At 61.0% G+C, this 13,383-nt stretch carries 8 protein-coding genes and 3 tRNA genes; all 11 read right to left on the bottom strand.

The window, feature by feature from the left end; genetic code table 11:
• Nucleotides 1–67: 67 nt before the first annotated feature.
• The 11 genes from AC07X4_RS22435 to AC07X4_RS22385 all read right to left on the bottom strand — a co-directional run bounded on the left by AC07X4_RS22435 (nucleotide 68) and on the right by AC07X4_RS22385 (nucleotide 13,114).
• Nucleotides 68–751, bottom strand: coding sequence for a hypothetical protein (locus tag AC07X4_RS22435; RefSeq protein WP_494741370.1), 684 nt, complete (start codon nucleotides 749–751; stop codon nucleotides 68–70).
• Nucleotides 752–779: 28 nt separating this feature from the next.
• Nucleotides 780–1,970 (bottom strand): tyrosine-type recombinase/integrase, encoded by a 1,191-nt coding sequence (locus AC07X4_RS22430; RefSeq protein ID WP_494741369.1) that lies wholly within the window; start codon nucleotides 1,968–1,970, stop codon nucleotides 780–782.
• Nucleotides 1,971–2,164: 194 nt separating this feature from the next.
• A tRNA-Cys gene (locus AC07X4_RS22425) sits at nucleotides 2,165–2,238 on the bottom strand.
• Nucleotides 2,239–2,296: 58 nt separating this feature from the next.
• Nucleotides 2,297–2,372: transfer RNA gene (locus tag AC07X4_RS22420), tRNA-Gly, on the bottom strand.
• A gap of 85 nt (nucleotides 2,373–2,457) precedes the next feature.
• Nucleotides 2,458–4,896: an endopeptidase La gene (gene lon, locus AC07X4_RS22415; protein WP_056064482.1), complete on the bottom strand. Its 2,439-nt coding sequence runs from the start codon at nucleotides 4,894–4,896 to the stop codon at nucleotides 2,458–2,460.
• 126 nt (nucleotides 4,897–5,022) lie between these two features.
• Nucleotides 5,023–6,288, bottom strand: coding sequence for an ATP-dependent Clp protease ATP-binding subunit ClpX (gene clpX, locus AC07X4_RS22410; protein ID WP_056064485.1), 1,266 nt, complete (start codon nucleotides 6,286–6,288; stop codon nucleotides 5,023–5,025).
• Nucleotides 6,289–6,390: 102 nt separating this feature from the next.
• Nucleotides 6,391–6,999, bottom strand: coding sequence for an ATP-dependent Clp endopeptidase proteolytic subunit ClpP (clpP, locus tag AC07X4_RS22405; RefSeq protein ID WP_015014885.1), 609 nt, complete (start codon nucleotides 6,997–6,999; stop codon nucleotides 6,391–6,393).
• Between the two features lie 134 nt (nucleotides 7,000–7,133).
• Complete coding sequence (tig, locus tag AC07X4_RS22400) at nucleotides 7,134–8,447, bottom strand: trigger factor (RefSeq protein WP_056064489.1); 1,314 nt, start codon at nucleotides 8,445–8,447, stop codon at nucleotides 7,134–7,136.
• Nucleotides 8,448–8,522: 75 nt separating this feature from the next.
• Nucleotides 8,523–8,609 (bottom strand) — tRNA-Leu (locus tag AC07X4_RS22395).
• Between the two features lie 90 nt (nucleotides 8,610–8,699).
• Nucleotides 8,700–11,882 carry an efflux RND transporter permease subunit gene (locus tag AC07X4_RS22390; protein ID WP_056064492.1) on the bottom strand — a complete coding sequence of 1,061 codons (3,183 nt, stop codon included), beginning with the start codon at nucleotides 11,880–11,882 and terminating at the stop codon, nucleotides 8,700–8,702.
• An 8-nt stretch (nucleotides 11,883–11,890) separates the two neighbouring features.
• On the bottom strand, nucleotides 11,891–13,114 hold the full coding sequence (locus AC07X4_RS22385) for an efflux RND transporter periplasmic adaptor subunit (RefSeq protein WP_494741368.1): 1,224 nt from the start codon (nucleotides 13,112–13,114) through the stop codon (nucleotides 11,891–11,893).
• Between the last annotated feature and the right edge of the window lie 269 nt (nucleotides 13,115–13,383).

Genomic DNA, 13,383 nt, shown 5'->3' with positions numbered 1-13,383 from the left:
AGCTACCCCAGCTGCCCCAGCCCCCTCAACAGCCGCAAAATTAACGGCCACACAGAATGCCTTCTAATTAGCCTAGATAAATATTAATTACACGGTAGGAAATTAGCAGAAAGGTGGCAAGGCTCAAAATAGCAGGCGGCACCCATTCCCAAAAGGCCGAGCGGGATAGCACAAAGAAACTGGCGCGGATTAACAAAATTATCGCCAACCACCACTGTAGGTTTACCTTGAAGTTAACCAACTGATCCTGCTCTCTAACACCTTTAGGCCCAAACCATTCAAGATGCATAAGCCAATTTCCCGATTTTCCTTTGCGTTTGTAGCTATTCACATTCGATTTGAAGTTTGGAGTGGCGTTCAAATTTTTCTCAATAAATTTAATCCACCTGTCATACTTTTCACGCTCAACCTCTTCGAGAAATTCGAAATGTCGGTCAAAGCTACTGGAATCCATTCGTTTGATCGCCCAATCATTTATCAAGCTATCAAACCTCCCTCTTAACCCACCAGTCATGGCTCCAAATTGTTCGCGTTGCTCGTCGCTTGTAAACCAGCGCCAAGATAAGTACAAGAACACTATCAAAGATACAACGACAACCTTTTCAACTGGAATTTCTATGCCACCTTTAGTGCTGAAATATGCATTCAGCGTCTCTTGCGCAGATATACCCAAATATGCCCCAGCAAGATAAACGGAGCAAAAAACAACCAAGTTACGCCGTATTTTTGCCTTCTCATCGTCAAAACTCATTTTCGCCTCCTACTTATAATAATAAGCGCTACCAAATTCTCGCAGCAAGATCTTCAGCTCGGAAACTCGCGTAGCGCGCGCCCATCCGACTCCCAGGCGCCCAGCCCATGATCTTGTCGATCTCGGCCTCACGGAACACCCAGGCGCCGGTCTTGGGGTCGCGCAGTTCGTACCACCTGCAGGTGGCCTCATGGCGCAAGTCATGCTCGGTCAGTCCCTCGCATTTAGCGTACTCGAAGATCCGCCCGAACTGCGTGGCCAGGCGCGAGGAAACCCGATCCATCTCATCATTGGTGCGCTCACCGTTCCACCAGGGGAAGATGAGGGCATCAGGGTCCGCAGGCAGCGTCGCTAGGTAGTCCACCAGCACCTGGTGCAGCTCGCGCCGCATGGGCACGTCCCTGAACTTCACCTTGCCCCGCCATTGCTTTCCCGATCGCACACGTATGGTCCGGCGCTCCAGGTCCACCTGGCCGCGTGAAAGCGTGTAGGCCTCACGCAGGCGCATGCCCGTGTTGTAGATCAGCAAGAACAGCACGCGCAGCGCTGCCTGGTGGCGCAGCTCCAGGGGTCGCTCACGGTCATCACGCTTGTGGCCATCGATCACCGCCAGGATCTGCTCCAGCTCGCCTGGCAGCAGGCGCCGGTCGCGCACCACATCCTCTTTCACCACCTTGATTTTTTCGTCTGGCTTCGCGTTGGCGGCCAGCTTGGCCAGCATCTCGGCATCACGCTCGCTGTAGCTGGCAGCGCCACGGGGCAGCAGCTTGAGAGGGTTGCCCACCAGCGCGTCGGGGTGCTTGCGTAGCCACCAATCCAGCGCCCTGGACAGTGACCCTATCCGCTTGCGAATCGTGCCTGGCGCGAAGTTGCGCTCGATCTTGAGGGACTGCACCCAGGACTCAGCCCATTGATAGGTCACCTGGTTGATCTTCACCTCGCCCACCTCGCTCACCAGCAGCTCAAGCACCGGCACATCGGTGCTGGCCGGGTGGCCCGAGTTGATCCAGGCCGTCAGCACAAAGCGCAGCTTCTCCTGCGGTGTGGTGGTCTGGGGGGTGAGTAGGTCCGCAGGCACCACGCCAGCGGCCAGCAGCAGATCGAGCTGCTCACCGAAGGCAAGCGCCTCGGCCTCAACGTCAAAGGTTCTATAGAAGGGTTTGGGCAACAGCTTGTTGCGCACACACAGCTCAAAACGCCCCGTGGGGGTCTTCCTCACACTCGCCACAGCTCCACCCGCGTCAGTTTGATTGGCCGCGAGTGTACTGGCGTGCTCGGACAAAACGAGACTTAACGCGTGGTTACCCCGCAGATCGTGCGCGGTTGAAAGCGATTCGGAGCGATTCCAGAGCCGGAAAACAAAAACGGACCGCTAGGGTCCGTTTGTAAGTCGTTGATTCGACTAGATTTTTTTGGAGGCGCGGTCCGGAGTCGAACCGGACTAACCGGATTTGCAATCCGGGGCATAACCGCTTTGCTACCGCGCCAGGAACTCTCATTCCTCTGACAAAAAAGGGAAGCAACTGCTTCCCTTTTTGTGGAAATTGGAGCGGGAAAAGAGTCTCGAACTCTCGACCTCAACCTTGGCAAGGTTGCGCTCTACCAACTGAGCTATTCCCGCATTTACCGAAGCCTTACATTGTACAACGTTTGCTGCGATGGGATGAATTGTAGCGCATTTTTTGGGAGTTCCCAAAAAAATTGCGTCAATGTTTCAATCCATCGGCCGTGGCGGATGACACCGCTGCTTTGTCCGTCGACACAGGCACCGCAGCCGCCACTGCAACCTCTTCATCCGTCAGCGGCACGGGCTTGCTCTCCAAAGCAACTTCCAGCACCTTGTCGATCCACCGCACGGGCACGATCTCCAGGCCGCTCTTCACGTTGTCCGGAATCTCGGCGAGGTCCTTCACGTTCTCTTCAGGGATCAGCACGGTCTTGATGCCACCGCGCAATGCGGCCAGCAGCTTTTCCTTAAGGCCACCAATGGCCGTCACCTCGCCACGCAGCGTGATCTCGCCTGTCATGGCCACATCGCCGCGCACAGGGATACCCGTGAGCGCAGAAACAAACGCGGTAGTCATCGCAGCCCCCGCGCTGGGGCCGTCCTTGGGGGTGGCACCGTCTGGCACGTGAATGTGGATGTCGCGCTTTTCGAACGTTTCATCCTTGATACCCAGCATGCGCGCTCGGCTGCGTACCACCGTACGGGCAGCCTCCACGGATTCCTTCATCACATCACCCAGCGAACCCGTGCGCGTAATCACACCCTTGCCCGGCATGATGGCCGCCTCGATGGTCAACAGATCTCCACCCACCTCGGTCCAGGCCAGGCCTACTACCTGCCCCACCTGGTTTTGCAGCTCCGCACGGCCATAGGTGTACTTGCGCACGCCCAAAAAGTCCGGCAGGTTGTCAGCCGTGACCACCACCTGCGGCTCCAGTTTCTTGAGCTGCAGGCCCTTGACCACCTTGCGGCAAATTTTGGACAGCTCGCGCTCGAGCGAACGCACACCCGCTTCACGGGTGTAGTAACGCACCATGTCGCGCACTGCAGGCTCGGTGATGAGCAGTTCTTCGTCCTTCACACCATTGTTCTTGAGCTGCTTGGGCAGCAAGTACTTCATGGCGATGCTGGTTTTCTCGTCTTCGGTGTAGCCAGACAGGCGAATCACTTCCATGCGGTCGAGCAGTGCCGGCGGAATGTTCATCGAATTCGATGTGGCGACGAACATCACATCGCTCAGGTCGAAGTCCACCTCGACGTAGTGGTCGCCAAAGGTGTGGTTCTGCTCGGGGTCCAGCACCTCCAACAGAGCGCTCGACGGATCGCCCCGGAAGTCAGTACCCAGCTTGTCGATCTCGTCCAGCAGGAACAGCGGATTGCGCGTGCCCACCTTCGACAGGCTCTGCAGCACCTTGCCTGGCAGCGCACCGATGTAGGTGCGGCGATGCCCGCGGATCTCGGCCTCGTCGCGCATGCCGCCCAGGGCCATGCGCACGTACTTGCGACCGGTGGCCTTGGCGATCGATTGCCCCAGCGAGGTCTTGCCCACGCCAGGAGGGCCCACCAGGCACAGGATGGGCGCTTTCACCTTGTCCACGCGCTGCTGTACCGCGAGGTATTCAAGGATGCGGTCCTTGACCTTGTCGAGGCCGTAATGGTCTTCGTTGAGGACGCCCTCGGCATTCACAAGGTCGTGCTTGATCTTGGTCTTCTTGCTCCAAGGCAGTGCGGTGAGCACATCGATGTAGTTGCGCACCACCGTCGCCTCGGCCGACATGGGCGACATCAGCTTGAGCTTCTTGAGTTCGGCGTCAGCCTTCTTGCGGGCCTCGGCCGGCATCTTGGCGAGCTTGATCTTTTTCTCGATCTCCTCGATGTCGGCGCCTTCGTCGCCCTCACCCAGTTCCTTCTGGATGGCCTTGACTTGCTCGTTCAGATAGAAGTCGCGCTGATTCTTCTCCATCTGGCGCTTCACGCGGCCACGGATCTTTTTGTCGACGTTCAGGATGTCCACTTCGCGATCGAGCTGCTCGAACAGATTTTCGAGGCGCGCCTTTACATCCGAAAGATCCAGCACCACCTGCTTGTTCTCGAGCTTGAGGGGCAGGTGTGCAGCAATGGTGTCTGCCAGTCGACCTGGGTCGTCAATGCTGGAGATGGAAGTCAGGATCTCGGGCGGGATCTTCTTGTTGAGTTTGACGTACTGGTCAAACTGCTGCATCACTGCGCGACGCAGGGCCTCGATTTCGCTGGGCTTATTGGCGTCGGGGGTCGCCTCCACCGGAGTCACGGTGGCCATGAAATGCGTCTCGGCATCTTCAATGGAAGCCACCAGAGCGCGCTGCTGGCCTTCCACCAGCACCTTCACGGTGCCGTCGGGCAGCTTGAGCATCTGCAAGATGGTGGAGACGCAGCCCACATCGAACATGTCAGCCACCGAGGGCTCATCCTTGGCGGCAGCTTTTTGGGCCACCAGCATGATGCGGCGATCAGCCTCCATGGCCATCTCAAGGGCCTTGATGCTCTTGGGGCGGCCCACAAAAAGCGGGATCACCATGTGAGGGAACACCACCACATCGCGCAAAGGCAACAGCGGCAGGTCAATAGGGGTGGCTGGCAGGGGGGTATGTCCGGACATGGAAATCCTCAAAGTGCTCTGTGGAAGTGGGTCCACATGTGGGGATTTTCAACCCTTGCACGCAGCCGTACTGGCGCAAGGGTTGATGGTTCAAAGGGCGACAACATGGCGCCCGCTCCGGTCTTCTCAGGCCTTCTTGGCCGCTTCGCGGTACACGAGCAGCGGCGGCTTGTTTTCTTCGATGGTGGACTCGTCCACCACCACCTTTTCGACGTTGCTGGTATTGGGCAGGTCGAACATCGTGCCGATCAGCGATTGCTCCAGGATGGAACGCAGACCTCGCGCGCCCGTCTTGCGGGCCAGCGCCTTGCGGGCAATGGCTTTCAGGGCGGCAGGGCGGATTTCCAAGTCCACGCCTTCCATGGCCAGGAGCTTGCTGTACTGCTTGACCAGCGCGTTCTTCGGCTCGGTCAGGATCTGCACCAACGCATCTTCACTCAGTTCAGCCAAGGCAGTCACCACTGGCATACGGCCCACCAGTTCAGGAATCAGCCCGAACTTGATCAGGTCTTCGGGCTCGATCTCTGTGAACACTTCTGTCAGCGAGCGCTGCTTCTTGCTTTTGACCGATGCGCCAAAGCCGATGCCAGAGGCCTCGGTCCGGTTCTCGATGACCTTTTCCAGCCCTGCAAACGCGCCACCGCAGATGAAAAGAATGTTGGTTGTGTCGATCTGCAGGAAATCCTGGTTCGGGTGCTTGCGCCCGCCCTGGGGCGGCACGCTGGCCATGGTGCCCTCGATGAGTTTGAGCAGCGCCTGCTGCACGCCCTCGCCCGACACATCGCGCGTGATGCTGGGGTTGTCGGATTTGCGCGAAATCTTGTCGATTTCATCGATATAGACAATACCGCGCTGGGCGCGCTCGACTTCGTAGTTGCAACTTTGCAGCAGCTTCTGGACGATATTTTCGACGTCCTCGCCTACATAACCGGCTTCGGTCAGCGTGGTGGCGTCGGCCATCACAAACGGAACATCCAGCATGCGTGCCAGGGTCTGCGCCAGCAACGTCTTGCCCGAGCCCGTAGGGCCGATCAGCAGGATGTTGCTTTTGGACAGCTCCACATCGTCCTTGTGGGCCTTGTCCTTATGGCGCAGGCGCTTGTAGTGGTTGTACACCGCCACCGCCAGCGTGCGCTTGGCAACATCCTGGCCAATCACATAGTTGTCCAGATTGGCCTTGATCTCGACCGGCGTGGGCAGGTCACTGCGGCCTTCGCGGGCCAAGTCCCCAGCAGGCAATTCGTCGCGGATGATCTCGTTGCACAGGTCAATGCACTCGTCGCAGATAAAGACCGACGGACCGGCGATCAGCTTCTTCACTTCATGCTGGCTTTTGCCGCAAAAAGAGCAGTAAAGGGTTTTTTCGCTGGAAGAGCCTTTTTTCTCGGCCATGGGGGCAATGCCTTGCTTGTTTCGGAAAGTTGTCGGGATGATAACCAAATAAAAAACGGCGTCTTCCCCTCGGGAAAACGCCGCTTCGTCGCCCTCGGGCGATCAGGCGCGTTGGCTGATCACTTGATCGACCAAACCATAGTCCTTGGCCTCATCGGCCGAGAGGAAATAGTCACGCTCAGTGTCGCGCTGGATCTTCTCCAGCGGCTGTCCGGTGCGCTCAGCAAGGATCTTGTTGAGCTGCTCGCGGGTCTTGAGGATCTCGCGGGCGTGGATCTCGATCTCGGTGGCTTGGCCCTGCATGCCGCCCAATGGCTGATGGATCATGACCTTGGAGTTGGGCAGCGCAAAACGCTTGCCCTTGGCGCCCGCCGCCAGCAGGAAAGCACCCATGCTGGCCGCCATGCCCGTGCAAAGGGTCGAGACATCGGGCTTGATGAAGTTCATGGTGTCAAAAATCGCCATACCGGCGCTCACCGAACCACCGGGCGAGTTGATGTAGAACGAGATGTCCTTGTCCGGGTTTTCACTTTCCAGGAACAGCAGCTGTGCCACCACCAGGTTGGCGGTCTGGTCATTGACCGGGCCCACCAGAAAAATCACGCGCTCCTTGAGCAGGCGCGAGTAGATGTCATAGGACCGTTCGCCACGGCCCGACTGCTCGATGACCATGGGGACCATGCCCAGGCCTTGTGTTTCCAATGCGCTCATGTATTTCTCCAGTCAAGCAGGTACTGTACCCAGAAATGAATTGGGGCTTGTGCACGAAAGCACAAGCCCCTGGTGTGTCTTGACAACCAGAACCGGGTAGTTGCACGAGGCAGACCACCCGGCCCGAGGGCCTATCAGCCCTGCTGCGCCATCAGGTCGTCGAAGGAAATGGCCTTTTCGACCACCTTGGCCTTGGACAGCACGAATTCGGTCACGTTGTTTTCGATGACAACGGCTTCGACTTCGGCCAGACGCTGGCGGTCGCCGAAGTACCAACGCACCACGTCTTCGGGCTTCTCGTAGCTGGCGGCCAGCTCGTCGATGTGGGCCTTGAGCTGCTCGGGCTTCGCCTGCAGCTCATTGGCGCGCACCAGCTCGGCCAGCACCAGGCCCAGGCGCACACGGCGCTCTGCCTGGGGACGGAACACGTCTTCAGGGATCTCGGCCTTGTCGGCGTCCTTGATGCCGCGTTGCTTGAGTTCAGCGCGGGCACCTTCCATCAGGCGGGCAATTTCAGCCTGGATGCTGGAATTGGGCAGATCCAACTCGGCCTTGGACACCAGGGCGTCCATCACGGCAGCCTTGTTGCGAGCCAGCAAGCGGAACTTGACTTCGCGCTCCAGGTTCTTCTTGATGTCGGCGCGCAGGCCATCCACGGAACCGTCGGCAATGCCCAGTGACTTGGCCAGAGCATCATTCACTTCGGGCAGGTGGGCCGCTTCGATCTTCTTGATGGTCACCAGGAAGTCGGCGGTTTTGCCAGCGACGTCCTTGCCGTGGTATTCGGCAGGGAACGCCAAGGGGAAAGTCTTGCTTTCGCCGGACTTCATGCCACGCACCGCGTCTTCGAACTCCTTGAGCATCTGGCCTTCGCCGACCAGGAACTGGAAGTCTTCGGCCTTGCCGCCGTCAAAGGGTTCGCCGTCGATCTTGCCTTCGAAGTCCACGGTCACGCGGTCACCGTCTTGCGCAGCGGCGTCAATGGCGCGCTGGGCAAAGCTGCGGCGCTGCTTGCGCAGGATGTCGATGGTCTTGTCGATGGCGCTGTCGGTCACTTCGGACGACAGTTTTTCAACTTCGGCGTCCGACAGGTCAGCAATCTTGACTTCGGGGAACACTTCGAAGATGGCGTCAAAAGTCACCTGGCCTTCGGGAGCGCCTTCCTTTTCAGTGATTCGGGGCTGGCCTGCAACACGCAGGTTGGCTTCATTCGCAGCCACGGCAAAGGCCTCACCCACCTTGTCGTTCAGCACTTCGTACTGCACCGAGTAGCCATAACGCTGGGCCACCACGTTCATGGGCACCTTGCCGGGACGGAAACCGTCCATCTTGACCGTGCGGGCCAGGCGCTTGAGGCGCGTGTCCACTTCGGACTGGATCAGGGTGACGGGCACGCTCAGCGTGATCTTGCGCTCGAGCTTCTCAAGGGTTTCAACAGTAACGGCCATGGCTATTCCTCTTATGAATGTGGATCGTGCTGGCTGCAGCGCAGCAGCGCCGTGTTCCGCAAAGTCTCACATGGGTGGTGCGCGGGGGGGGACTCGAACCCCCACACCATTGCTGGCGTCAGGACCTAAACCTGGTGCGTCTACCAATTTCGCCACCCGCGCGGTTCTACAAACAAACAGGCGGCAACCTCAGCTGCCGCCTGTGTGAAATCGGTCAACCTTCTATTTTACCTGATGCGGACGCCCTGTCGGTCAAGCAGCACCAGGAACCTCAGGCGCAGGTCGTTTGACACGGAACCAGGCCGCATACATTGCAGGCAGTGCCAGCAGCGTGAGCACCGTGGCCACCACCAGCCCGCCCATGATGGCCACAGCCATCGGGCCCCAGAACACGCTGCGCGACAGCGGGATCATGGCCAGCACGGCGGCAGCGGCGGTGAGCACGATGGGGCGCAAACGGCGCACGGCCGATTCCACAATGGCATCCCAGGCGGGCACGCCCCGGGCGCGGTCCTGCTCGATCTGATCGATCAGGATCACCGAATTGCGCTGGATCATGCCCATGAGCGCGATCACCCCCAGCAGCGCCACAAAACCAAAGGGACGATTGAGCAGCAACAGCGCCGCCGCCACACCCGCCAGCCCCAGCGGCCCGGTCAGGAACACCAGCATGGCACGGCTGAAGCTGTGCAGTTGCAGCATGAGCAGCGTGAAGGTGATGAACAGCATGATGGGGAGACCCGCCGCGATGGACGCCGAGCCCTTGGAGCTTTCCTCCACGGCGCCCGCGACCTCGATGCGGTAGCCCGTCTGGCCCGCCGACCGCCACTTGGCCTCAATCTCCTTGAGGGATGGCAGCAGCGCCGCCGTCACCGTGGCGCCCTGCAGGCCCTCGGTCACGTCGCCCTGCACAGTGATGGCGTAGTCGCGGTTTTCGCGCCACATCACGCCGGGCTCCCAGGTGAACACGGGCTTGGCGATCTGCGTGAGCGGGATCGACTTGCCCGAGGCCGTGGGCAGATAGGCGTTGGCAATGTCGGTGATGGCGTTGCGCTCATCCAGCGGCTGGCGCAGCAGGATGTCGATGAGCTTGTCGCCCTCGCGGTACTGGCCGACCTGCGTGCCCGACAGAATGGTCTTGGACGCCTGTGCGATGGACTGGCTGGTCACGCCCAGGGCGCGTGCCTTGGCCTGGTCGACTTCCAGGCGCAGCACCTTCACGGACTCGTTCCAGTTGTCGTTCACCCCGCGCATGTTGGGGTTCTGGCGCAGCTGGGCCTTGACCTCGTCCGCACGCTCGCGCAGCACCAGCGGATCCGGTCCCACCACGCGGAACTGAACGGGATAAGGCACGGGCGGCCCGTTAGGCAACAGCTTGACGCGCCCCCGCACTTCCGGGAACTCCTGCGCCAGCAGCGCAGGCAGCTTCACACGCAGCGATTCGCGCACCTTCAGGTCTTGGGGCACCACTATGAACTGCGACACGTTGCTCTGCGGGAACACCTGATCGAGCGGCAGATAGAAACGCGGCACGCCAGAGCCTACCCAGGTGCTCACCGTGTTCACGCCTGGCTCGGACAGCAGGCGCTGCTCCACGCGTTTGGTGACGGCCTCGTTGCCTGCGAACGACGTGCCTTCGGGGAACCAGATGTCCACCAGAATCTCAGGCCGGCTGGAATCAGGGAAGAACTGCTGCTGCACCTTGCCCATGCCGACAATGCCCAGCGCAAAGGTCAGCACCGTGGCGCCAATGGTCAGCCAGCGGTGCTGCACGCACCAGTCCACCAGACGGCGGAAGCTGCGGTAGAACGGGCTGTCAAAAACCTCGTGCGGGTCGTCCGTGATGCCCTTGTTGGCCTGAGCGGCCAAGACGTGAGGCGGCACCTTGAGCAGCAGTGTGCCGAGGTAAGGAACGAAGTAGACCGACACGAACCAGCTGAGCACCAGCGCAATCACCGTCACGGCAAAGATGGCAAAGGTGTATTCACCCGTGGTGGACTTGGCCAGGCCGATGGGCAGGAAGCCCGCCGCCGTGATCAGCGTGCCCGTGAGCATGGGCATGGCCGTGATCTCGTAGGCAAAGGTGGCGGCGCGCACCTTGTCATAGCCCTCTTCGAGCTTGAGCACCATCATCTCCACCGCAATGATGGCGTCGTCCACCAGCAGGCCCAGCGCGATGATGAGCGAGCCCAGCGAAATCTTGTGCAGCCCGATGCCCCAGTACCACATGGCCAGGAACGTGACGGCCAGCACCAGCGGGATCGTGATGCCCACCACCAGCCCCGGGCGGGGGTCGATGTACCAGCGCTTCCACAGCGGGTTGTTGCCGGGCCGCTTGTGGACGCCCAGGCTGATGAAGCTCACCGCCAGCACGATGACCACGGCCTCGATCAGCACCTTGACGAACTCGTTCACCGAGGTGGACACCGCCTTGGGCTGGTCTTGCACGTTGACCAGTTTCACGCCCGCCGGCAATGTGCCAGCGATGCGGTCAGTGGTGGTGTGCAGGGCCTTGCCCAGCGCAATGATGTCGCCGCCCTTGGACATGGAGACGCCCAGCGCAATCACCTCGCGCCCCTGGTGGCGCACCTTCACGCCCGGCGGGTCCACATAACCGCGCTGCACTTCGGCAATATCGCCCAGGCGCAGTTGCGCGCCCGAGGGGCCACGGATCGGCATCGCGCGCAGGTCCTCGATGGCGTTGAACTGGCCTTGCACGCGCACCTGCACCTGGTCTTGCGGGGTCTGGATGGTGCCCGCGCTTTCCACTGCGTTCTGCTGGCCCAGCTGGGCCAGCACCTGGTTCATGTCCAGGCCCAGTTGCGACAGGCGCTTTTGCGAGATCTCGATGAAGAGCTTTTCGTCCTGCACGCCAAACAGCTCGACCTTCGCCACATCGGGCACGCGCAGCAGCTGCTGGCGCGCGTCATCGGCAAACTGCTTGAGCTCTGCGTAGCTGAATCCCTCGGACTCCAGCGCGTAGATCACGCCATACACATCACCAAAGTCGTCATTGAAGAACGGGCCCTGAATGCCTTGGGGCAAGGTGTAGCGCATGTCGCCCACCTTCTTGCGCACGCTGTACCAGACGTTGGCCACGTCGCCGGGCTTGGAGGAGTCCTTGATCTGGAAAATGATCTGCGACTCGCCGGGCTTGGAGTAGCTGCGGATCTTGTCGGCGTACGGCACTTCCTGCAGCGTGCGCTCGATCTTGTCGGTGACCTGCTCGGCCACCTGCTGGGCTGTGGCACCGGGCCAGTAGGTGCGCACCACCATGGCACGGAAGGTGAACGGAGGGTCCTCGTCCTGCCCCAGCTGAAAGTAGGCGGCAAAGCCCAGGAGCATCAACACCACCATAAGGTAGCGGGTGAGCGCAGGATGGTCGAGCGCCCATTTGGAGAGGTTGAACCCCTCTTTGGGTTGGATTTGCGTCATGGCGGGCCTCAGTTGGCGGCAGAGGCCGTGGCGGTGGCGGGTGCAGCAGCGGCCGCAGGAGCCGATGGCACCGCCGGCATTGCTACAGATTCAGGAGCTGTCTGCGCTTTATTCACTGGCGCCTGGGCCACTTTTGGCTGATATACCGTCACTTTTTGGCCGGGAGACAGCACATGCACGCCAGTGGCCACCACCTGCATGCCGGGGGTCAGGCCCCCTGCCACCACGGCATCGTTGCCGTCGGCCGTGGCGATCTGCACCACCTGCGACTTGACGGTGCTGGTCGCGGGGTCGTACACCCACACGGCGGAGGACTGACCCTCCTGACGCAGCGCGCTCGTGGGCAGCTTGATGGCGGCAATGCCGGCATGGCTCAGTGCCTTGGGCGTGGCGTACACGGTGGCGCCCAGCGCTGGGGCGTCCGCAGCGTCAATGGCTACCTTGACCTGGAAGGTGCGGGTCGCAGCGTCGGCGCTGGCAGCCACTTCGCGCACGCGGCCCGTCAGGGTCGCGCCGCCAGACCAGCCGCGCACAGCCACCTCGGAGCCCGTCGTGATCTGCGCCACCTTGTCCTCGGGCACAGCAAACACCACGTCGCGCGGGCCGTCCTGCGCAATGCGCACCACCGGCGCACCGGCCGACACCACCTGGCCCGGCTCGGCATCGATGCCCGTCACCACGCCGGACACGTCGGCCACCAGCGTGGTGTAGGCCGCCTGGTTGCCCTGCGACGACAGCTGCGCGCGCGCCTGGTCCAGCGTGGCCTGGGCGGCCTTGAGCGTGGCCTCACGGCGTTCCAGCTCGGCACCGCTGATGAAGTTCTGGTCCTTGAGCGCCTGGTAGCGCTTGAGGTCCGCCGCCGCCAGATCACGCTGCGTGGTGGCCGATGCCAGTTGCGCACGCGCGGCGTCAGCCGCCAGTTGGTAGTCCTTGGGGTCCAGTTGCGCCAGCACCTGCCCGGCCTTCACGCGCTGGCCCAGCTCGGCCTGGCGCTGCACGATCTTGCCCGCCACGCGAAAGCCCAGGCGCGACTCCACCCGCGCGCGCACCTCGCCCGAATACTCCAGGCTGGACTGCAGCGCGCCCACGCCCACCGTCATCAGCTTGACGGAGCGCACGGGCTCCTCAGGCGGTGCGGGACGCGAACAGGCGGCCAGCACGGTAGCGGTGGCCAGCACCAGCAAAAGCCTGGAATGCCGTGAAGAGGGCCGCAGGGCGGAGGATGTGCGCATGGGAAATCCGGTGAAAAAAGAAGGGGCCACAAGGATCAGCAAGCAAGACGCAGGCCGGAGCGCCCGCGCAGCGACAGTACACCAGACACCCGCCAACCAGCCACCCGCAGCCATGCAGGGCGCTTGTGAACAGATGCAGGGGCCAGCCGCCTTGTCCCCCCACTGGATTGGTTTTTATGATTACTGACTGACCGGTTAGTAATCTATGAGAAGCCCTTGAGCTTGTCAAGCGACAATCCGGGTGTGAACGACCGTCCCAGCCCCTCTCC

Source organism: Acidovorax sp. GW460-11-11-14-LB4 (assembly GCF_059423685.1).
The sequence above is the reverse complement of the archived record's forward strand: the minus strand, read 5'-3'. Positions and strand labels throughout refer to the sequence as shown.